This is a genomic window from Chitinophaga caseinilytica (assembly GCF_038396765.1).
GTDB classification, from domain to species: domain Bacteria; phylum Bacteroidota; class Bacteroidia; order Chitinophagales; family Chitinophagaceae; genus Chitinophaga; species Chitinophaga caseinilytica.
Genome location: NZ_CP150096.1, coordinates 1,951,900 through 1,973,458, shown reverse-complemented (window position 1 = coordinate 1,973,458; position 21,559 = coordinate 1,951,900). Strand labels below are relative to the sequence as shown.

Below are 21,559 nucleotides of genomic sequence, written 5' to 3'. Positions count from 1 at the left end.
TGAGGGCGTCTTGCCCGTTTATCTTTTCTTCAAGTCCAGGTTTTTGCCGTCGACGGTAATATCCGCGTCGAGGAGTTGGGATAGCAGGAAGAGGATGTCTTCCGGTTTGCCCTGTACGAATTCACCTTCCAGTTCCTTTTTCAGCAGCGAGCTGTCTACCTGGCGTACCGTATAGCCATAATTATCTTCCAGGTAATGCAGCACTTCTTCCGCCGTGGTGCGATGCAGTACCAGCTGGCCTTTCGCCCTGGCGGCAACGGCGGCGGTATCTGCCTGCGTCACGCTCATGACTTGCTGCCCTTTCACGAAGCGGACTTTTTCTCCCGGCGTGAGTACCCGGCTTTTTTCGCCTGCATCTACCCGTACCTTTCCGTCTACCAGCACCACTTCCAGCGCCTGCCTGCGGTGGCGTACGTTAAAAGTTGTGCCCAGCACGGTGATGGAAGCATGGCCGGCGGAAACGGTGAACGGCGGCGCGGGGTTGCCGTGCTGCGCGATGGGCGGCACCTTGAACCAGGCCTCCCCGTCCAGCTGTACCTTCCTGTCGCCATCGTACCGCCACTTTCCGGCAACGCGAAGCCTGGAATTGGCCTGCAGCACCACTTCCGTATGATCGGGCAATGTCAGCCGGCGGATCTCACCGTAGGCGGTAGCGTACTCTTCGGCCCTGAGGTTGCGCCAGGCATACCATCCCGCGCTCACCACCAGCAGCACGGCCGCCGCAGCCGCCGCGCTACGGAACATCCGTACCACGCGGGCCCTGCGCTCCCGTTCCATGGCAGCCGCCAATCCGGCCAGGTACGATTCCCGGGCCGCGGCTTTCCTTGAAGGATCGGGGCGGTGCTCAGCGAAACGGATGGACAGGAGCACTTCCCGGGCCGCATCGATCATGGCTTTCCCGCCGGGATGGCGCTCCATCCAGGCCGTCCAGTACACGTCGGGCGCGGGGTTTCCGCGCAACACCCATTCCTGGAATCGCGTGTCGGCCAACAGTTCGTCTACGGTAGACGGGTTCCTTTCTGCTTCGGATCGATGCATCATACAAACTAAATGATCCCGCTGGGGCAAATTTTACCCCACGGAAATGAAAAAAAATTTTCAGCAGGGCCTCAGGAGGAAGAGTAATGCCACCAAAGACAGTCCCATGGCTTCCCGCATCTCGTTGAGCGCGCGGGCCATCAGTTTATAGGACGCTTTGACGGAGATGTCCATCACGGCGGCGATTTCGTCGTAGGACAGGTTTTCATAAAAGCGGAGGAAAATGGCTTCGCGCTGGCGGGCACTGAGGGCGCCGATCGCTTTGCGAAGGCGGGCCTGCGTGGCAGCATCGCTTTCGCGGGCCAGCAGGATGTGGTCGGCATTGAATTCGGGGAGGCGGGCTTCCAGTTCTTCCAGGCTGAGGCGGTGGCGCTCGGCGTCTCGGAAATGGCGGAAGAGAGCGTTTCGGAACATCCGGAAGATGTATCCGTTCCAGGCAGCGGCGGGCGGTAGCTTCTGGCGGTCAGCCCAGAGGCGGACGAACGTTTCCTGGATGGTATCTTCAATGAGGGATTCGTCGGCCGTGAGCTTGCGGCCGTAGTTGAAAAGTCGGTCGAAATAAAGGTTATAGAGCGCGGTGTGCGACGGTACGTCGCCGGCGATGACTCCTTCCCAGTTGATATGCTCCTCCATGTCTGATGCGGCTTAGCCCGGATGCCGAAGCGGGGACCGCCGGGGCATAAATATAGGGCATTTGGCGCTACCGGGCGAGGGAATCCGCCGGTTTGGCTTTGGGAACGCAGGCCCAGGGGTCTTCATCCCCCGGGGCCACCCGCTTGTCGGCCGACCAGCAGAAGTTCATGGGCTGGCTCGTGACGCTCATCAGCCGGATGTTCACCTTTGTCCCTTTCCGGGAATTGCTGGCCTGGATGGTGCGGCTCCCTTTTTCGGGGATATTATGGAGGGTGTAAGGCTCGGATTTGAAGACAGCGCCATTCCCGCGGAGGTATTCCACGATCACCACGGCATTGTCCAGCGGATATTCCGTCTGGTTGCGGAGTGTGATCTCCAGGTTGCGGATGCCGCCCAGGAAGCCGGTTTTGTAATCTCCGGTATGTAAAGTGATGTACTGTTTCCAATTCCGGCGGAAATATTCGCGCCGGTCCACGAAAGTGGCCTGCATTTGCAACTGCATGTCTTTCCGGTCGGCGATCTGCTGGGTGGTGCGGTTGCTGAGGGTAAGCCTGTCTTTCAGTTCCTGGTTTTCACGGATCAGGCCCGCGTTCACCCGCAGCAGTTTGCGGGCGCGGCTCTGGTCGGCGCAGGACTTAATCCCGAACGCCACCACCAGCACGGATAATACGGCGATCATAATCCAATTGGGACGCATATCCTCCCTTACAGAAAAAATAATGCCGGATTTTCAAAGGAGAAAACCCGGCACCGTCTGGTATATGGCTCCGTTTTATGGTTCGTCGTATTCGTACCTGATCTTTTCGTTTTTCTCGAAATCGAAAAGCGTCAGGCGGCGGAGGGTATAATAATTGTTCCAGAAGCTGCGCAGGGCGGTGATGTACGACTGCGTGGCCTGGTCTTTCTCCTGCTGCGCGAGGTTGAGGTCGGTGATGCTGATTTTACCGATGAGGTACCGCTGCTTGGTGATCTCGTACCGCAAACGGGCGATGGTATCCGCCTTCGCGGCGCTGGACAGCACCCGTTTCTGGATGTTGAACTGCTGGGTCTGGAGGTACACTTCCTGCTCGAATTTCCTTTCTTCCTGCTGCACGTCTATCTCGATGAGGTCGCGGTTGGCCTTTGCCTGGCGGACCCTGTTGCGGGCGCGCCCCCAGTCCATGATCGGGATACCCACGCCTACGCTCAGGTTCTGCTGCACTTCGCCGCCGGAATAGGCTTTCCGCAACTTTTCGTCGTTGTTCCGCTGGCCAAGCTGCGCCTGCAGGTTGAACTCATAGCCGCTGTACGCTTTTGCCGCCGCCACATCGCGGTTGGCCTCCAGCCGCCGGCGCCGGAATTCCAGCACGCTCTGCCGGTTGCTCGACGCTTCGGCCACGGCCTTATCCAGCGGCACTTCGAACTGGGGCACCGCGTCGGGCATCGCCAGGGAAATATCCGCGTCTTTCGGCATGTTGAGGAACCGCTTCAGTTCCTGGTAAGCCATTTCTTTCTGGAGGGTCGACTGCTCGAGGGTGTTACGGGCATTGAGCAAACTCAATTCGATCTGCAGCAATTCGTTCTCCGCGATCTTCCCCAGGTCGAACCGGCCTTTGGAGATTTTGTACAGGGTATCCGTGTTGTCTACATTCTGCTGATAGATTTTCACCTGCACCTGTGCGTTGAGGGCGGCGAAGAAATACGAAGCGCCGTCGAGCCCCACCACTTCCAGGTCTTCCACATACTGGCGCTTGCTTTCGTCGTACATGATGGGTGCGATCATGCGCTCCCAGCGGAAAGGGTTGTACACCACCGATGGCTGGTTATAGTTGATGGAAAACGGCGTGGCCAGGTAGTTTTGGGACGACAGGTCGCCGAACACATCGAACCGGCTGAGGTCCGACCTTACGGAGAAAGAGCCCCCGGTCCAGGGCACATTCTGGCGCAAACCGAGCCCCAGCGAGGTGTTGGAGGTTTTCCTCCGGATGTATTCTATCTTCCCGTCCGGCTGCAACACTTCCACCGTTTCACCGAGCAAACTGCTGCTGTTGTTGAAGTTCAGCGCCAGCTGCGGCATCTGTCCCGATTTGAAATACCGGTAGGCATACAGCGAGTTGAGGGCGCGGCTTTGCGCGCGATAGAACGAGGGCGAGTTGCGCTGCGCCAGGGAAATAACGTCTTTGAGGTGCAACGATTGCTGCGCGCGGGCCGCAGGTATGAGGGCTGCCGCCACCACGGCGGAAAGGATCAGTTTTTTAAGCATGGCGTAAACATTCAATTGGGTTCTGGTTAGCGGCCTTCCGTGCGGGGGAGATCCCGAAGATCAACCCTACAGACGACGCCAGCACAAAGGATAAAAGGATGGAAATGGCGGAAATGATGGTCTTGATGTCGGCCACCTTGTCCACGAAATAAGCACCGGCCACGCCGAGCAGGATCCCGATGATGCCACCGCAAAGGCTGATGAGCACGGCTTCGAAGAGGAATTGCATGACGATGTCCCGCTTCTGCGCGCCCAAAGCCATGCGGATACCGATCTCTTTGGTCCGCTCCAGGACAGACGCCAGCATGATGTTCATGATGCCGATACCGCCCACCAGCAGCGAAATCCCCGCGATGGCGCTCAGTACGATGTTGAACACGTCTTTCGTTTTCTGCTGCTGCTTCAGGAGCTGTTCGGGGATCGTTACTTCGAAATCCTCCACTTCGGAATGCCGCCGTTTCAACATCCGGCTGATGATGCCGGCCGATTCGGTGAGCTGCTCCGGGTCGTGGACTTTCACGATGAGCTGGTCGAGCTGGTGCGTCGGCGGCGGATTATCGTCCCTTTCCCAGCGGTTTTCCGAAATCCGGAACGCGGGGTTGCGGTAGCGGAGCAGGGCCGTCTGGATGGGGATATAGACGTCCATGTTGTAGTCGCGGATGCCGAGATTTTCTTTCGTGGCGCTGCTGATAAGCTTTTCGTCGGTCACCCCGATCACGCGGAGCCATTGCTGGCCGATCTTGATGTCTTTGCCCACCGGGTCTTCCGACAAAAAGAACTTCCGTTTCACGCCGGCGCCGATGATGCACACGCCTTCTCCCCGGGCCAGTTGCTGCTCGTTGAACATCTTCCCTTCGGCCAGTCCAATATTGTTGAGGGCGAAGAACGACGGCTCCACGCCCACCGTTTTCAGTTTTTTGCTTTTGCTTTTATAGATGATGTCCTGCTCGAGGATCATCTCTGCGCTGATGGCTTCCACGGTGGGCACCATTTTCAGGATGGAATGCGCGTCGGCCAGGCTGAGGCCTTTGGAGAACTTCTGCTTCTGTTCCTGTCCGGCGGGCTTTTTCTGTTCCGTTCCTTCCTTCTCTTCTTCTTCCTTTTTTTCGGTGACGGGCTTGATGACGATATTGTTGACCCCGACCAGTTTCATCTGGTTCATGATCTCCTCCTTGGCGCCGCGGCCGATGGCCAGCATGGCGATCACTGCGCCCACGCCGAAGATGATGCCCAGCGCGGTGAGGAACGATCGCAGCCGGTTGGCCACGAGGGAATCCAGCGCGATGCGCAGGTTATTGGAATTACGGGTACCCCATAATTGCTGCATGAGTGGCGGTTTTAGGGGTTATTTGATGGGTACGATGGCGTTTTCCTTGGCGGATGCCGGTTCAGACATGAAGATCTCGTCTCCCGCCGCCAGGCCTTTTTCCACGATCACGACCTCGTCGTTGCTCTTGCCCAGGGCCACTTCGCGCTTTTCGATGACGTTGCCTTTGCGCAGGTACACGTAGCTTTTCGATTTCTCGCTGAAAACGCTTTCCAGCGGGATGGTCAGCTTGCCCGGGACTTCATTGATGAGGATATTGTTGGAAGTGGTCATCCCCGGTTTGAGGATCGAATCCACTTTTTCGAGTTTGATCATCACCTCAAACACCTTTGCGTTCGACCCCGGCCTGTTTTCGCCGATGTTGGCGACGGAGGATACGATGCCGGAGAGTTTCACTTCCGGGAAGGCATCGAGGCCCATGGTCACTTTCTGGCCTTTTTTGATTTTGCTGATATCGACTTCGTTGATGTAGGTTTTGGACAGCATGCTGGAGAGATCGGGGAGCATGGCGAGGTTGGGGTCCCAGCTGCGGATGGAGGAGCCGGATTTTTTCTTCCCGCCCTGCGACCAGTCGTTCACATATACCAGCAGTCCGTTTTTCGGGGCTTTGATGGTGAATTTGCTTTTCAGTTCCTCGAGGTTGGCGAGGTTCTTTTGATGGCGGGCCACATCGCGCTGGGCCTGTTCCATTTTGGCGATGCTTTGCCGTTCCTTGATCTTGTGCTTTTCTTCGAGTTGCTGGAGGTCGCGGCGGGCTTTGTCGAGGTCGAGCTCCGCCTGGCGGATGGTGGCGGGCGGTTCGAATTTGCTCAGCTGCAGGGCGATCTGTTTCTGTTCCAGGCCAAACACCTGGTTGGTGATGGCATCGCGCGATTCGCGGAGCTGGAGCGTGGTGTCGAGCGCGGTTTGGGACAGGGTGGTATTGGCGCGGTCGAGCTCCATGCTCACGTCGCTGATTTTTTTATTGACCACGGCGGGGTCGAGGGTGGCAATGTAATCGCCTTCCTTCACGGTGATGCCTTCCGCTACCATGTCCTGGATCTTGACGTCTTCATAGATCTGGTTGGCCTGGAGCGGAGGGCCCTGGATGTAAACGGTGTTTTCCGCCATGAGCTCGCCGGGGCTGGCCACGATGTCGCGGAACATATCTTTTTTCACGGTAGCGCGGGCGCCGGGGCCTTCCGCCTTCTTCCCGAACATGAAAAAGCCTATCAAGGCACAAACAAACAGGAGGGTAGCAATCAGCCACCATTTCTTTTTTAGCATAACAGAACGGTGTGTGGTATGAATCAAGGGTATGTCGGAATATATTTTTCAGGTCTCAACTGCGTAAACCACCATGGGCGGTATTAACGGGATGCACGGGTTCAGTTATTCCATAAAAATAGTAGGGGAAAGCTAAACGAAACGTTAATTGTGGCAGATGGATAAGTTCGCATTTCAAACGGGATTTTTAGGGGGCGAAATATGATTTCCATTACTTTGCATCTCTAAAAACCGCCCGGATGAATAACGGATTCCAATATATTTTATTTTTGCACCTATGTCCCAGATGAAAATAAAACCGGTAAACGACGAAACCACAGCACGGGCATTCCTCCAGGTACACGTAACACTGAACCAGGACAAGGAAGGCTGGATCCAACCGCTCGATAAAGACATTGAGGATATTTTCAGCCCGGAGAAGAACAAGGCGTTCCGGTTCGGAGAAGCCATCCGTTGGGTGATGGAAGACGAACAGGGCCGGCTCACCGGCCGCATCGCCGCGTTCGTGAACAAGCGATATAAAACCATGGGCGACGATTTCCCCGTTGGCGGCGTCGGTTTTTTCGACTGCGTCGACGACCAGGCAGCGGCCGATCTCCTGTTCGATACCGCGAAGGCCTGGCTGGCAGAAAGAGGGATGGAGGCGATGGACGGGCCCATTAATTTCGGGGACCGCGACCGTTGGTGGGGATTGCAGGTGGAAGGGTTCGTGGACCCGCCTTTCGGCATGGCTTACAATCCGCCGTACTACAAAACTTTGTTTGAAAACTATGGCTTTTTGCCATTTTTCCACCAGATATGTTTCGGGCTCGACGTGCAGGGGACCACATTAAAAAGCAAGTTCCATGCCCGCCATGCGGCCATCGCGGCAGACCCGGCATTCGAGGCGCGTCATCTCCGTAAAGACCAGCTGGATAAATTCGCCGGCGATTTCGTGACCGTCTACAACAAAGCCTGGGCGGGCCACGGCGGCAATAAGGAAATGAGCCGGGAACAGGCCGTCCTCATCTTCCGGAAAATGAAACCGGTGATGGACGAGGAGATCGTCTGGTTCGTGTATCATAACAACGAGCCTATTGCCTGCTGGCTCAACCTCCCCGACCTCAACCAGTACTTCAAGCACATGCACGGCAAATTCGGCCTGTTGCAGAAATTGCAGTTCCTCTGGCTGAAGATGACGGGCGCCTGCCGGAAATTTACCGGGCTGGTGTTTGGGGTGGTACCGGAGTTCCAGGGGAAAGGGGTCGATTCCTATATGATCGTGGAAGGCGCCAAAGTCATCCAGCCCCGGAAGCGGTACGATCAATATGAAATGCAATGGGTGGGCGACTGGAACCCTAAAATGCTCAATGTGGCCGAAAGCCTGGGAGGCTTCCACAGCCGGAAACTGACCACTTTCCGGTACCTGTTCGACCGGCAGCGGGAGTTCAAACGGCACCCCATGCTCCAATAAGGGAAAATATTACGAAAACCGGCCTCCATGGCCGGTTTTCGTTTTCCAACTTTTTACTTCCTATTTTTTGCGTTACTTTCGACTTTTGGAAAGGAGCGACGCCCATCATGGAAAATTTTATCGTATCGGCCCGTAAGTACCGCCCACAGAACTTCTCGACGGTAGTAGGCCAGGCCCACATCACCACCACTCTCAAGAATGCCATCCGCAATAACCAGCTGGCGCATGCCTTCCTGTTTTGCGGGCCCAGGGGCGTGGGTAAAACCACCTGCGCCAGGATCCTCGCCAAGACGATCAACTGCGAGAACCTCCAGGCAGACGGCGAAGCGTGTAACGAATGTAACTCCTGCCGCACGTTCAATGAAGGCAGCTCTTTCAACATCCATGAGCTCGACGCCGCGTCCAATAACTCGGTAGACGATATCCGGACCCTGGTAGACCAGGTGCGCTTTGCCCCCCAGGCTGGTAAATACAAGATATATATCATAGATGAGGTGCACATGCTCAGCTCGTCGGCCTTCAACGCGTTCCTGAAAACGCTCGAAGAACCGCCGTCTTACGCCATCTTCATCCTCGCCACCACCGAAAAGCACAAAATCCTGCCCACCATCCTGTCTCGCTGCCAGATTTTCGACTTCCGGCGGATCACGATCCAGGACACGGTAGACCATTTGCAGGAGATCGTGAACAAAGAGCAGCTTTCCGCAGAGGGAGACGCCCTGCACCTCATCGCCCAGAAAACGGACGGCTGCATGCGCGATTCGCTTAGTACGCTGGACAAGATCGTGAGCTTTACCGGCGGGCAGCTTACTTATCAAAATACCCTCGAGCACCTCAATATCCTCGATTACGACTACTTCTTCCGGATCATGGAAGGGGTGCTGCACCAGGATATCGCGGGCTCGTTGCTGATATTCGACGAAATCCTGCAAAAGGGTTTCGAGGGCGACAACTTCCTGGGCGGCCTGGCCGAATTCCTGCGTAACTTATTGGTTTGCAAGGATGAAAAGGTGCTCCACCTCATGGAAGTGTCTGCCAACCTGAAAGACCGCTACCGCCAGATGAGCGGCCGCCTGAGTGCGCCTTTCATTGTAACGGCCCTGCAATTGCTGAACGATACCGAAATCGGGTACCGGATGGCGCGGAACAAGCGCCTGCACGTGGAAATGGCCCTTATCCGGCTGTGTTACCTCCAACAGGCGGTGACGCTCGTGAGCAATGAGCAGACGGGCGAAGTGGTAAAAAAACTTGATTCCTGAAGGGGCTCCCCAGCGCCTGAGGGCCCCGCTCCCCACACCGATCTACGGCAAACCGGCCACCAGCAAAACAATCACGCCGCCTGAGCCTAAACTCACTATCGAGTCTGGCGCAGCAAGGCCCGCACAACCCGCACAACCCGTGCAGCCCGTTCAGGCCCCGGCCCCTACGCCGCCGGCCCCGAAACCCGCGCCCGCGCCCAACCCGGTTGCGTCTGCGCCTCCGCCGGCAGCAGGGAACGGTGCGCCGAAGCCCAAAATGACCGGGCTCGCCGCCATGAAGGAAGCCCTGGCCGCCAAACAGCAGCAAAACGCCAACGCCGTTGTCAAAGAATCCATCCCCCTTACCGCCGGCGCCGTTGCCGTGTATTGGGACGAATTCATCGACCGGTTCAGGCAAGCCAATAAAATGACCGTGGTAGGCAACCTCCAGCTGGCCCAAACCGAGCTGAGAGGCCCCGAAGAGATCAATATCACCAGCAGGAACATCGTTCAGTACCGCTTCATGGAAGAGGAAAAACTCGAAATTTCCGAGTTTTTCAAGCAGAAATTCCGGAATAAGGACCTCATTCTGACCCTTTCGCTCGACGAAACGCGCCAGTCTGAGGTAGACACCGGCCCGGTGCCGCTTTCCAGCAAGGAACAATTTGTACGGATGATGGAAAAATACCCCCTGGTAAAGGAACTGCGCGAACGTCTCAACATGGAACTCGATTTTTAACGTAACATCCCTTTGGGAACGACTATTTTTAAACTCCCTTACACTGCATCCTTTGCGTTTTTGCGCAAAAACTTGTAGGTTTGGGCAAAATTTCGAAGAAACACTATGGCAGAAGTTATCAGAATGCCCCTTTTAAGTGATACGATGACAGAAGGGGTGATCGCGGAATGGCATAAAAAGGTAGGCGATACCGTAAAATCGGACGATGTAATTGCCGAAGTGGAAACCGACAAGGCTACCATGGAGGTTATGCCATACGTGGACGGAACCGTATTATACATCGGCGTGGAAAAAGGGAAAGCCGCTAAGGTGAACGAGATCATCGCCATCATCGGCAAACCGGGAGAAGATTTCAAATCGCTCCTCGATGGAGGCGCCGCTCCTGCTCCTGCAGCCCAGGCCGCCGCTCCCGCTCCCAAGGCCGAAGCAGCCGCTCCTGCCGCCGCAGCTCCCGCTGTAGATAAAGGCGCGCTGGACGAAGCCCTCAAAAACGCTACCGTGATCCGCATGCCGCTCCTGAGCGATACCATGACGGAAGGCAAGATCGTAGCATGGAATAAAAAAGTGGGCGATACCGTAAAATCTGACGACGTGCTCGCAGAAGTGGAAACCGATAAGGCGACCATGGAAGTGATCGGGTATGCAGACGGTACGCTTCTCCATATCGGCATCCCCGAAGGGAATGTCGCCAAAGTAAACGGCATCATCGCTATCGTCGGCAAGAAAGGCACCAATGTGGACGCCATCCTCTCCGCCGAACAATCCGGTGGTGCAGCGCCCGCGGCCGCAGCTCAAACCGAAGCCGCTCCCGCAGCAGCATCGGCCCCTGCAGCCTCCGCTCCCGCCGCAGCCTCTGCGGATGGCCGTGTGAAAGCTTCTCCCTGGCCCGCAAGCTGGCGGAAGAAAAAGGGATCGACATCAACCAGGTGCCCGGTTCCGGCGACAATGGCCGTATCGTAAAACGCGACGTAGACAGCTTTGTGCCCGGTAAAGCAGCTCCCGCTGCACCTGCCGCCGCTCCTGCTGCTGGTGCCCCCGCTCCGCAGGTGGCCGCCTTCGCAGCTATCGGTGAAGAAAGCTTCAACGAAGTGCCCGTTAGCCAGATGCGCAAAGCCATCGCACGCCGCCTGAGCGAAAGCAAATTCCAGGCGCCGCACTTCTACCTGACCATGGAAATCAACATGGACAACGCCATGGCAGCCCGCGAAGCCATCAATAAAATCTCCCCCGCCAAGGTTTCCTTCAACGATATGGTCATCAAGGCCTGCGCCATGGCCCTCCGCCAGCATCCAGACGTAAACAGCAGCTGGAGAGGAGACGTGATCCGCTACAACCAACACATCCACGTAGGCTCCGCCGTTGCCGTGGATGAAGGCCTGATCGTTCCCGTGATCCGCTTCGCCGACCAGAAAAGCTTCTCCCAGATCGCTGCGGAAGCCAAATCCCTGGCCGACAAAGCCAAAAACAAGAAACTCCAGCCGAACGATTACTCCGGCAATACCTTCACGGTGTCTAACCTGGGTATGATGGGCATCGAATCGTTCACCGCCATCATCAACTCCCCCGATTCCGCCATCCTCGCAGTTGGCGCCATCAAGGAGATCGTGGTTGCCGATAAAGGACAGTTCAAAACCACCAACGTGATGAAAGTTACCCTCAGCTGCGACCACCGTACGGTAGACGGCGCTGTAGGTTCCCGCTTCCTCGTTACCGTGAAGAACTTCCTCGAGAACCCGGTAAACATGCTGGTATAACCAAAGCAACAATCATCTGCCATACAGCGCCTCCCCAGCGGGAGGCGCTTTTTTATTGATTAGCCCCTAAAAAACGGAGCGATTCGTCGCTCCGCTTACGATAAATGTTTACTTGCCACTATCAACTACTTGTTGCGCCTTTAAATGTTGTTGCCATTGATGCACTTCGTTCAATGAATCAGCCAACTCATGATAATGTTTCGCAAGGACAATTCTTTCATGCAGGTCGTCCAGTTTTTCCGCTGCATTTACTTCATCTTTTAACGAGATTAGTAATTTCCGAACTGCATAGGAAAGCGCGAACTTAACATTAAAACCTTCTACACCGCTGACTTCGTTCTTCAGCAAATCCCAATGATTCGCATCACCTAATTTAAAAGGATCACTGCCTCTCATTTGCTTCTCAAACGCAATCAGGGCCACATCTTCATATAGCATCGCTAAATTTTCGTTGCTCATTATTCAATCGTTTTAGGGTTGCAAATGTACTGATCACTTTGATACAAAATCATCACTTTATGATATTATATAAACATAAATATTTCACCCTTTTCTCGAATTTTTACTCCAATGCATCTATCGATTAAAACATTTAATTTTCAAAAAGTTTTGAAAGTTCAATAACTTATCCTACATTTGATATATGAAATTGCCAGAAGCCAAAGCGCAGTTCATCCAGACATGGGGATTGTTGGGCGCCCAGTGGGGCGTGAACCGGACCATGGCCCAGATTCACGCGCTGCTGCTGATCGCTCCCGAACCCCTGAGCGCCGAAGACATCATGACCGGCCTCGATATCTCGCGCGGGAACGTCAATATGAACGTGCGTGAACTGATGAACTGGGGAATCGTGGAAAAAGTACTCGTGCCCGGCGAAAGAAAAGAGTTCTTCGTCGCCGAAAAAGATATCTGGAAAGTAGGGACCGCCATCGCCAGGGAAAGGAAAAAACGCGAGCTCGACCCCATCCTGAAAGTCCTCCTCCAACTCAGTAAAGTGGAAGGGGACCCGAAAGACAAAAACGTCCGCGCCTTCCGGGACACGATGCAGAATATCCAGAAATTCGCCCACCAGACAGATGCCGCCCTCAACGCGTTCATCAAGTCTGAAGAAAACTGGTTCTACAGCACCCTCATGAAAGTGATCCGCTGATTTTTTTAAGACATTCCATAGATGGACTTTCATCTGACCATATATTTCAATTGTTTCTGAATTTTCAATATTATGAGAAATAAACGCATTGTCATCGCCGGCGGCGCCGGTTTCATCGGGAAAGGATTGGTGGAGGAATGGGGAGTGAACAACTTCATCGTTATCCTGACCCGCAGCCAACCGGCGCCCCCGGCGCATGGCAATGTTACCTACCTCCATTGGGACGGCGCCACACAGGGCGCCTGGACGCAGGCACTCGAAGGCGCAGACCTCCTGCTCAACCTCTGCGGCAAAAGCGTCAATTGCCGGTATACCCCCGCCAACAAAAACGAGATTTTCGATAGCCGGACGCGCAGCACCGAAGCGCTGGGCGAGGCCGTCCGTCTTTGCAAAAAAGCTCCGGCGCTATGGGTCAACGCCGGATCGGCCACAATATACCGGCATGCGGAAGACCGGCCCATGGACGAATATACCGGCGAATTCCACAGCGACTTCTCCGTACAGGTATGCCAGCGCTGGGAAAGCGTATTCAACAGTCAGGATACACCGCAAACGCGCAAGATCATCCTTCGCATGGCGATCGTGATCGGCGCACAGGGCGGTGTGATGGAGCCTTACCTCAACCTCCTGAAATTCGGCCTGGGCGGGCACCAGGGCAGCGGGAAACAGAAATTCAGCTGGGTGCATATCACCGATGTGGCGGGGATGTTGGAATTCTTAATAGAACACGGGGAATGTAACGGGGTGTATAATTGCAGTTCTCCGCAGCCGACAGACAACCGAGGCTTTACGGCCACTTTGCGGAAAGTCTACGGACATAATTTCGGGTTGCCGGCACCTGCCTGGATGTTGCACATCGGTGCGGCACTGATCGGTACGGAAACTGAGCTTTTGTTGAAAAGCAGGTGGGTATTGCCTGTCAGGGTGCTGAAGGCCGGTTATGCGTTCAGATATCCCGTGCTGGAGGGCGCATTGCTGCAGGTGAAAGGCGTCTTGCCCCGCAAACGGTACCATCTTTTCTAAGGGTGGTATAACTTTTGTGTGCCTATCCGTAGAACCTTAACTTTACAGTATGGATACACCTAAACACACGGTTGTGCTCGGCGCTTCGCCCAATCCCGAACGATACGGATATCTGGCCGTTACGCGGCTCCGGGCGCATGGCCACCCGGTTACCGCCATCGGCAAGCGCACCGGTTCCATCGGCGACACGCCGATTACGGATGAACATCCGGCACTGAGCGGTGTGGATACGGTGACGTTGTACCTCAATCCCATGAACCAGGTGCAGTATTACGATTACATCCTCAGCCTCCATCCGAAAAGGATCATTTTCAACCCCGGCACCGAAAACCCGGAACTGGAAACCCTGGCCCGGGAAAACGGTATCATCCCCCAACAAGCCTGCACCCTCGTGCTGCTGAGCACCGGGCAATTCTGACCTTCACAATCCACACGATTTCCCCAAACCATCTTCCCCGCTGCCAGATAAACTACTGCTGCAGTTAAATTTCGTATATTCGAATAATTCCAAATACAAAGGCTTAACCCAGGAGACCGGCACAAAGACTATCAGCAAGGCACATCGTTTACGCATCACCGTTAAAACATTCCTGTATGAAATGGAGAAGATTCAATGGTGAACCCATTCACCTGCCCATTAAGGAGGAAGTGCGGCGTGCCATCGTCCGGGAAACCGGTCGTGGGCACAAATTAAAGGTCTGCATCGGTACGGATTCCCAGGTCAAGGGCCTGGAAACCGAATTCGCCACCGTGATCGTTTTCCTGCGCGAAGGCCATGGCGGGTTCATGTTCATTCACAACGAAAAAACGCGGGACGTTTATTCCATCAAGGAGCGGATGCTCGTGGAAGTGGCCCGCAGCATCGAGATCGCCTATGAATTGTGCGACCTGTTCACCGATTATGATGTGGACATGGAAGTGCATGCAGACATCAACACCAATCCGCAATTCAAGAGCAACCTGGCGCTGCGCGAGGCCATGGGCTACATCCTGGGGATGGGCTTCGCCTTCAAGGCCAAGCCGGAAGCCTTTGCCAGCAGCTCCTGCGCCAACAAGATCGTGAATTAGGCAATCCCCTGGAAGCGCGCGTTCATTTCCTCGATAAACGCCAGGATCTGATCGCGGCCCGTCTTTTTAACCGTTGAAGTGACATAGCTTGCGGGCAGGAACTGCCAGGTTTCGCGCAGCTTGTTAAGAAATGCTTTCGTATTACGGCTGGTTTCCAGCTGCGTATTTTTGTCTGCCTTCGTGAACACCAGCTGGAACGGAATGTTCCACTCCCCGAGCTGGTTGATGAAATCGATATCGAGCTTCTGCGGCGTATGCCGGCTGTCTATCAGCACGAACACATTCATGAGGTTCGGTCTTTTCCGCAAATAATCTTCGATCATCCGCTCCCACGATTTACGCTGCCCCTGCGATACCTTGGCGAAGCCATATCCCGGCAAATCCACCAGGTACCATTGATTATTGATCAGGAAGTGGTTGATCAGCTGCGTTTTGCCCGGCGTACCCGAGGTTTTCGCCAGTTTTTCCCTGCTGGTCAGCAAGTTGATCAGGCTCGATTTCCCGACGTTGGAACGGCCGATGAAGGCGTATTCCGGTTTGTCGGCCACAGGGCATTTTTGCCAGTCGACGTTGCTGATGAGGTATTCTGCAGATTTGATCACCATAATTTTTCCATTTGCGGCCCCTCTGTTACCTTTGCCCCATTATGACGAGCAAAGACGTACAGAAAGTGGTTCCTTTTGAAGGGTCAAAATTAAGCAAGAAGGAGCAGATGGCCAGCATGTTCAACGATATTGCCGGCCGCTACGATTTCATGAACCATTTCATGAGCCTCGGGATCGACGTCTGGTGGCGGAAAGTAGCCCTCCGGAAACTGAAGCCCCTGGCCCCCAAATCCCTGCTCGACGTAGCCACCGGCACCGGCGATGTGGCCATCATGGCCCAACGGATGCTCGCCCCCGACCATATCACCGGCATCGATATTTCTGAAGGTATGCTCGAAATTGGCCGGGAAAAAGTAGCGAAAGCCGGTTTCAGCGATAAAATCACCCTGCAAACGGGCGACTCCGAAACAATAAGTTTTCCCGATGCAACGTTTGATGCCATAACGGCGGCCTTCGGCGTCCGGAACTTCGAAAACCTGGCAAAAGGCCTCGGCGAAATGTGTCGCGTCCTCAAACCAGGCGGCATGGCCGTTATCCTCGAATTCTCCAACCCGACAGCTTTCCCCGTCAAACAATTATATAATTTTTATTTTCGTTATATTACACCGACGATCGGTAAGCTCGTAGCCCGCAACAAAGCGGCCTATTCGTACCTTCCGAGTTCCGTGAAAGAGATGCCGCAAGGCCAGGAGATGTGCGATATCCTTAAAAAAGTTGGTTTTCAAGACGTTACATGCAAAACGCTTACTTTCGGGATCTGTTCCGTTTACTGCGCCACCCGCTGACGCTGGCCGTTTTCTTCCTCGCAGCCCTGCCCGCCAAGGCGCAGCTCAATATGGAAGAACACGACGGCAAACCCTATTATTTCGGCATCACCCTCGCGGTGAACCAAAGCCACCTGCGCCTCACTCACAGTGATATTTTCCTCAAACAGGATTCCATCATGGTAGCCGAGCCCCTCAAAACCATCGGCTTCAACGTAGGCCTGCTGGCGAACCTCCGGTTCAACCACCGGTTCGACCTCCGCTTCAATCCGCAACTGTTCTTCGCCAATAAAAACCTTTCCTACAAGGAGAATTATCCTGAAAGGACTACCGAAAAGAAAGTGGAATCCATCACCGCTTCCTTCCCCCTCCAGATCAAATTCAAATCCGACCGCATTGGCAACCTCCGCGTGTACACGATCGCCGGGATGAAGCTCGATTACGACCTGGCGTCCAACAAAGGGCTCCGCCGGGCGGAAGATCTCGTAAAAATCAACAAGACCGCCTACGGATACGAAGTGGGCGCCGGCTTTGAAATTTACTTCCCTTCCTTCATCTTCACTCCCGAATTCAAGATCAGCAACGGCTTGAACGATGTCCACGTGAAAGACCCGAACCTCCGGTACTCCCGCGTCCTCGACCAGCTCAATACCCGCACCATCGTGTTTTCCATCCATCTGCAAGGGTAAAAATATTTACCTTTGCGGCATGCAAAACACCATCATCAAGAATATATCCATCGTTAACGAAGGGTCTACCACCGTGGGCGACGTCCTCATCCGCAACGGCCGCATCGAAAAAATAGCGCCGCAGATCGGGGAAACCGGCCGTGAAATCGACGGAACGGGCAAACACCTCCTGCCCGGCGTCATCGACGACCAGGTGCATTTCCGCGAGCCCGGCCTCACCCACAAGGCAGACATCCGCCACGAAGCCAGGGCCGCCGTGGCCGGGGGCACCACTTCCTTCATGGAAATGCCCAACACCAAGCCCGAAGCCGTTACCCAGGAACGCCTCGAAGAAAAATACGACATCGCCGCCCGCACCTCCCTCGCCAACTACAGCTTTTTCATGGGCGTAGCCAACGACAATGCCGAGGAAGTACTGAAAACCAACGCCAAAAAAGACCGCGTTTGCGGCGTGAAAATATTCATGGGCTCGTCTACCGGCAACATGCTCGTCGACAATTTCCTTACCCTGGAGAAAATCTTCGGCGGAACAGAGCTCCTCATTGCCACGCATTGCGAAGATGAGAAGATCATCCGCCACAACATGGAGGAATTCAAAAAAGCGAAAGGCGACCAGCTCACCGCGGCCGACCATCCGCTGATCCGCAACGAGGAAGCCTGCTTTGAATCGTCGCTCGTAGCCGTTCAGTTCGCCATGAAGCACAACTCGCGCCTGCACATCCTCCATATTTCCACCGAAAAGGAACTGCAGCTTTTCAGCAACATGAAACCGCTTTCCGAAAAACGGATCACGGCGGAAGTGTGCGTGCATCACCTCTGGTTTTCGGCCGATGATTATGCGCAATACGGCAACCTCATCAAATGCAACCCCGCCATCAAGGCCGCCAGCAACCGGGAAGCCCTGTGGAAAGGTTTGCTGGACGACCGGCTCGACATTATCGCCACCGATCATGCGCCGCATACCTGGGAAGAGAAACAACAGCCTTACCTGCAGGCGCCTTCCGGCGTTCCGCTCGTGCAGCATAGCCTGCTCATGATGCTGGAACAGGTGAAGGCAGGGCGTTTCACCATAGAGCAGCTCGTGCGCAAGATGAGCCACGCACCGGCAGAATGTTTCCGCATCCGGGAAAGAGGCTTCCTGCGCGAGGGCTACTGGGCCGATGCCGTGATCGTGGATCTGAACGCCGCGACCAACGTTTCCAAAGACAACATTTACTACAAATGCGGCTGGAGCCCCTTCGAAGGGCATGCCTTCCCCGCAGCCGTGACCCATACTTTCGTGAGCGGGCACCTCGCCTACGAAAACGGGACGTTCAACGAACAACAGTGCGGCCAACGCCTGTTATTCAACGCCTAAGCGGATCTCAACCCATCCATACACGAAGCGCCCCGGCAACGGCGGCGCTTTTTTTATGGAAAATTCCGGGGCCGGCATCTTTCCCGTTAGATTGATTCATTGTAATTTCACGAAAACGCCTGTGCATGGAGCTGGACAAAACAACCTACCTCGACCTTTCGATCTTCAACCGTGAAGACGAATATTCACTATTCCACAAACTGGATTTCACCACCACTGCCGGCGGGCGGGAATACCTGCGCAAACTGTTCGGCCAGCCGCTGAAAGACATCGCCTCCATCCACAACCGCCAGCAAATGCTGCAATACCTCCTGGAGAACGAGAAAGCCTGGCCCAAAGCCATCAGCAACGGCACCATCGTGGTAGTGGAGAATTACCTCAACGCGGATATCGAACCGATATCCAGCAGCGGCGGCCTGGCGTTGTACATCAACACCCTCGTCACCAAAACGATTTACGCCCCTGATTTCGGGTTCATCAAATTTTCGTTCGAACAACTGCTCAACCTCATCCGCGGCTTCCGGTCGCTCACGGAAGAAATCGAAATCGAAACGGCACCCACCAATCTCCGCATGTTGCTGGAAAGGGCGCGCGTGCTCATCAACAAAGACGAATTCCACGCCATCGTTCAGCTGGATGACGACGGGGCGCTCAATTCCCGCGAGATCCTCCGGTACGACCGTGCCATCCGCAAGAAGTATAAAAAGGTATTGTGGGAGCTGACGGAAATCTATACGCAGCTGGATGCGTACCAGAGCATGGCGCAGGCCATCCTGCGGTTCGGGCTGCATTTCCCGATGTTCACGGAAGAGATCAAACCGCACATCGCCATCCAACAATTGTATCATCTCATTCTGCCGCAACCCGTGGCGTACGATGTAACGATGGAGCCGGACAGAGGGTTTATATTCCTTACCGGCGCGAATATGGCGGGCAAGACGACGTTCATCAAAGCCGTGGGGATTTCCGTGTTCCTGGCGCACCTGGGCATGGGCGTTCCGGCAAAATCCATGACGCTGAGTTTCTTCCACGGCATCCTGTCGAACATCGACGTGAAAGACAACATCTTCAAAGGCGAAAGTTATTTCTACAACGAAGTACAGCGCATCAAAAATACCATCATCAAAATCAGCGACGGCAAAAACTGGCTGATCCTGATCGATGAAATGTTCAAGGGCACCAATGTGGAAGACGCGAAAAACTGTTCGCTCGCCGTGATCCGCGGATTGCTCCAGAACCGGCGCTGCCTCTACATTCTATCGACACACCTCTACGAAATCGCGGAAGAATTACGGGAAGAACCGAAGATCATTTTCAAATATTTCCAATCGGAAGTCATCGACGACAACCTGCATTTTACTTACGAGCTGCGCGATGGCATCGCGAAAGAAAAGATCGGTTACCTCATTTTGAGAAAGGAAAAAGTAATCGAATTGCTGAACAACATGAAGATGGATTAATCCCTATCTTCATGTTTCACTAACATTGTTTGTTCCCAATGCTCGTCAGAATTTTCGGCAGCGCCATTCACGGCGTGGATGCCATTACCATTACAATTGAAGTCAATGTAGGCCAGGGCACGCGGTTTTGCCTGGTGGGCCTGCCAGACAATGCCGTCAAGGAAAGCGAATACCGGATAGAAACCGTGATCAAGAACATCGGTTACCGCATGCCCCGATTGCGAACGGTGGTGAACATGGCGCCGGCGGATATCCGCAAGGCAGGCGCCGCGTATGATCTGCCCATCGCGCTGGGGATTTTGGCGGCCTCCGAACAGGCGGTTTTCCAGCAGCCGGTGGAACGGTTCGTTATCATGGGGGAATTGGGGCTGGACGGGACGTTGCGCCCTGTGCGCGGGGCTTTGCCGATGGCCATGCGCGCCCGGCAGGAAGGGTTCTCCGGCATGGTACTGCCCTGTCAGAATGCGCTGGAAGCGGCGATGGTGGAAGGGATCGACGTGTATGGCATGTCGCACGTGCGGGAGGTTTTGGCTTTTCTCGAAGGAAAGGAAGCGCGAAGTCCCGAGCCGCCGACCGCTTACCAGCCGGGCTTTCCGGAGGGGCTTGATTTTTCGGAAGTGAAAGGGCAGGAAACGATCAAGCGGGCGATGGAGATCGCCGCGGCGGGCGGCCACAACATCTTGCTGGTGGGGCCTCCCGGCGCAGGCAAGACGATGCTGGCACGGAGGCTCCCTACAATTTTACCACCGCTCACGCTGGCCGAAGCCCTCGAAACCACGCGCATCCATTCCGTAGCGGGGAAACTCGACGCTGCGAACGGTGTGCTCACTTCCCGCCCCTTCCGTTCTCCGCACCATACCATCAGCGAAATGGCGATGGTGGGCGGCGGGAGCATTCCCCAGCCCGGAGAAATCTCGCTGGCGCAACACGGCATCCTTTTCCTCGACGAACTGCCCGAATACCGGCGCTCCGTGCTCGAGGTTTTGCGGCAGCCCATGGAGGAGGGCTGTGTCAGCGTGTCCAGGGCGCGGCAATCGATCGTGTACCCAGCGCAATTCCAAATGGTTGCAGCTATGAATTATTGCAAGTGCGGAAATTTCAACCATCCATCCCCCACCAAAGTATGCACCTGCCCTCCGGGCATCGTTCAAAAATACCTCAACAGAATTTCCGGCCCGCTGCTGGACCGTATCGATCTGCATGTGGAAGTGATGCCCGTGAATCCGGGCGCACTGGCCGATACCAACAAACCCGAAACCAGCGCCGTCATCAGGGGCCGGGTGATGGAAGCGCGGAGCTTACAGTCGCAACGTTTCGGCATGGCAGCAGCTCCCGATCTTCAGCGAGACAGGATACGACAGCCGGCGGTGTTCTGCAATGCCCAGATGAGCAGATCGCATTTGGAGAAGTTTTGTCACCTGGGGCCGGAGGCGCAGCAATTGCTTTCCAATGCCATGAACAGGCTGCAACTAAGTGCCCGTGCATACGACAGGATCGTCAAAGTCGCGCGCACCATTGCCGACCTGGAAGCGTGTGCCGACATCGCCCCCAGGCATATTGCCAATGCCATTCAATACAGATCGCTGGACCGGGCAAGTTGGGGCACGGCCATGTAGCACACCTTCGTGGATGACCGATGGATAGATTTACGGACCAGGTGTCTTAACGAGCTATACCATCACCTTGGAACGTGAACAGTTCGTTTGCCGGAAGTTTACGTGTTAGCCGCAAAAAAACCAGCAGCTGTGTTGCA

Annotated in this window: 22 protein-coding genes; 14 read left to right on the top strand and 8 right to left on the bottom strand. The window is 55.0% G+C overall.

Features of this window, described 5'->3' with window-relative positions:
- Positions 1-18 precede the first annotated feature (18 nt).
- From WJU22_RS08490 to WJU22_RS08465, 6 genes are all read right to left on the bottom strand, one after another.
- A complete protein-coding gene (locus tag WJU22_RS08490; protein WP_341842808.1) occupies positions 19-1,041 on the bottom strand; it encodes a FecR family protein in 1,023 nt (340 codons plus the stop codon).
- Between the two features lie 57 nt (positions 1,042-1,098).
- On the bottom strand, positions 1,099-1,671 hold the full coding sequence (locus tag WJU22_RS08485; protein WP_341842807.1) for an RNA polymerase sigma factor: 573 nt from the start codon (positions 1,669-1,671) through the stop codon (positions 1,099-1,101).
- 67 nt (positions 1,672-1,738) lie between these two features.
- Positions 1,739-2,350 (bottom strand): hypothetical protein, encoded by a 612-nt coding sequence (locus WJU22_RS08480; RefSeq protein ID WP_341842806.1) that lies wholly within the window; start codon positions 2,348-2,350, stop codon positions 1,739-1,741.
- A gap of 93 nt (positions 2,351-2,443) precedes the next feature.
- Positions 2,444-3,913, bottom strand: a complete 1,470-nt coding sequence (locus tag WJU22_RS08475) for a TolC family protein (RefSeq protein WP_341842805.1) — start codon at positions 3,911-3,913, stop codon at positions 2,444-2,446.
- Positions 3,906-5,240, bottom strand: coding sequence for an ABC transporter permease (locus WJU22_RS08470; RefSeq protein WP_341842804.1), 1,335 nt, complete (start codon positions 5,238-5,240; stop codon positions 3,906-3,908). The genes WJU22_RS08475 and WJU22_RS08470 overlap by 8 nt, the downstream gene beginning before the upstream one ends.
- An 18-nt stretch (positions 5,241-5,258) precedes the next feature.
- Positions 5,259-6,506 (bottom strand): efflux RND transporter periplasmic adaptor subunit, encoded by a 1,248-nt coding sequence (locus tag WJU22_RS08465; protein ID WP_341842803.1) that lies wholly within the window; start codon positions 6,504-6,506, stop codon positions 5,259-5,261.
- Positions 6,507-6,783: 277 nt separating this feature from the next.
- Here WJU22_RS08465 and WJU22_RS08460 point away from each other — a divergent pair, with 277 nt between their 5' ends.
- The 5 genes from WJU22_RS08460 (at position 6,784) to WJU22_RS08440 (ending at position 11,690) form a co-directional block, all read left to right on the top strand.
- Positions 6,784-7,959: a hypothetical protein gene (locus WJU22_RS08460; RefSeq protein ID WP_341842802.1), complete on the top strand. Its 1,176-nt coding sequence runs from the start codon at positions 6,784-6,786 to the stop codon at positions 7,957-7,959.
- Between the two features lie 107 nt (positions 7,960-8,066).
- Positions 8,067-9,218: a DNA polymerase III subunit gamma/tau gene (locus tag WJU22_RS08455; protein ID WP_341842801.1), complete on the top strand. Its 1,152-nt coding sequence runs from the start codon at positions 8,067-8,069 to the stop codon at positions 9,216-9,218.
- Complete coding sequence (locus tag WJU22_RS08450; RefSeq protein ID WP_341842800.1) at positions 9,208-9,936, top strand: hypothetical protein; 729 nt, start codon at positions 9,208-9,210, stop codon at positions 9,934-9,936. Before WJU22_RS08455 ends, WJU22_RS08450 begins: the two co-directional genes overlap by 11 nt.
- A gap of 105 nt (positions 9,937-10,041) precedes the next feature.
- The gene (locus tag WJU22_RS08445) at positions 10,042-10,896 is read left to right on the top strand and encodes a biotin/lipoyl-containing protein (protein WP_341842799.1); all 855 of its coding nucleotides are present in this window, start codon (positions 10,042-10,044) and stop codon (positions 10,894-10,896) included.
- Positions 10,818-11,690 (top strand): dihydrolipoamide acetyltransferase family protein, encoded by an 873-nt coding sequence (locus WJU22_RS08440; protein ID WP_425165454.1) that lies wholly within the window; start codon positions 10,818-10,820, stop codon positions 11,688-11,690. The genes WJU22_RS08445 and WJU22_RS08440 overlap by 79 nt, the downstream gene beginning before the upstream one ends.
- A 108-nt stretch (positions 11,691-11,798) precedes the next feature.
- Here WJU22_RS08440 and WJU22_RS08435 read toward each other — a convergent pair whose 3' ends face one another.
- The gene (locus WJU22_RS08435; protein ID WP_341842797.1) at positions 11,799-12,149 is read right to left on the bottom strand and encodes a hypothetical protein; all 351 of its coding nucleotides are present in this window, start codon (positions 12,147-12,149) and stop codon (positions 11,799-11,801) included.
- A 184-nt stretch (positions 12,150-12,333) separates the two neighbouring features.
- On the opposite strand from WJU22_RS08435, the gene WJU22_RS08430 reads away from it, so the two are divergent.
- The 4 genes from WJU22_RS08430 to WJU22_RS08415 all read left to right on the top strand — a co-directional run bounded on the left by WJU22_RS08430 (position 12,334) and on the right by WJU22_RS08415 (position 14,931).
- Entirely contained in the window at positions 12,334-12,840 is a 507-nt protein-coding gene (locus WJU22_RS08430; RefSeq protein ID WP_341842796.1) for a GbsR/MarR family transcriptional regulator, read from the top strand.
- Positions 12,841-12,912: 72 nt separating this feature from the next.
- Complete coding sequence (locus tag WJU22_RS08425) at positions 12,913-13,863, top strand: TIGR01777 family oxidoreductase (RefSeq protein ID WP_341842795.1); 951 nt, start codon at positions 12,913-12,915, stop codon at positions 13,861-13,863.
- Between the two features lie 49 nt (positions 13,864-13,912).
- Positions 13,913-14,281: a CoA-binding protein gene (locus WJU22_RS08420; RefSeq protein ID WP_341842794.1), complete on the top strand. Its 369-nt coding sequence runs from the start codon at positions 13,913-13,915 to the stop codon at positions 14,279-14,281.
- A 176-nt stretch (positions 14,282-14,457) separates the two neighbouring features.
- Positions 14,458-14,931 carry a ribonuclease H-like YkuK family protein gene (locus WJU22_RS08415; RefSeq protein ID WP_126244957.1) on the top strand — a complete coding sequence of 158 codons (474 nt, stop codon included), beginning with the start codon at positions 14,458-14,460 and terminating at the stop codon, positions 14,929-14,931.
- On the opposite strand, the gene yihA is transcribed toward WJU22_RS08415, so the two are convergent.
- Complete coding sequence (gene yihA, locus WJU22_RS08410; RefSeq protein WP_341842793.1) at positions 14,928-15,536, bottom strand: ribosome biogenesis GTP-binding protein YihA/YsxC; 609 nt, start codon at positions 15,534-15,536, stop codon at positions 14,928-14,930. The genes WJU22_RS08415 and yihA overlap by 4 nt on opposite strands.
- Before the next feature lie 107 nt (positions 15,537-15,643).
- On the opposite strand from yihA, the gene ubiE reads away from it, so the two are divergent.
- The 5 genes from ubiE (at position 15,644) to WJU22_RS08385 (ending at position 21,422) form a co-directional block, all read left to right on the top strand.
- Positions 15,644-16,321: a bifunctional demethylmenaquinone methyltransferase/2-methoxy-6-polyprenyl-1,4-benzoquinol methylase UbiE gene (gene ubiE / locus WJU22_RS08405; protein ID WP_341842792.1), complete on the top strand. Its 678-nt coding sequence runs from the start codon at positions 15,644-15,646 to the stop codon at positions 16,319-16,321.
- The gene (locus WJU22_RS08400) at positions 16,270-16,989 is read left to right on the top strand and encodes a porin family protein (protein ID WP_341842791.1); all 720 of its coding nucleotides are present in this window, start codon (positions 16,270-16,272) and stop codon (positions 16,987-16,989) included. Before ubiE ends, WJU22_RS08400 begins: the two co-directional genes overlap by 52 nt.
- 19 nt (positions 16,990-17,008) lie before the next feature.
- Positions 17,009-18,346: a dihydroorotase gene (locus tag WJU22_RS08395; RefSeq protein ID WP_341842790.1), complete on the top strand. Its 1,338-nt coding sequence runs from the start codon at positions 17,009-17,011 to the stop codon at positions 18,344-18,346.
- Between the two features lie 125 nt (positions 18,347-18,471).
- The gene (locus WJU22_RS08390) at positions 18,472-19,806 is read left to right on the top strand and encodes a MutS-related protein (RefSeq protein ID WP_341842789.1); all 1,335 of its coding nucleotides are present in this window, start codon (positions 18,472-18,474) and stop codon (positions 19,804-19,806) included.
- A 38-nt stretch (positions 19,807-19,844) separates the two neighbouring features.
- Positions 19,845-21,422 carry a YifB family Mg chelatase-like AAA ATPase gene (locus WJU22_RS08385; protein WP_341842788.1) on the top strand — a complete coding sequence of 526 codons (1,578 nt, stop codon included), beginning with the start codon at positions 19,845-19,847 and terminating at the stop codon, positions 21,420-21,422.
- Positions 21,423-21,559: the final 137 nt, after the last annotated feature.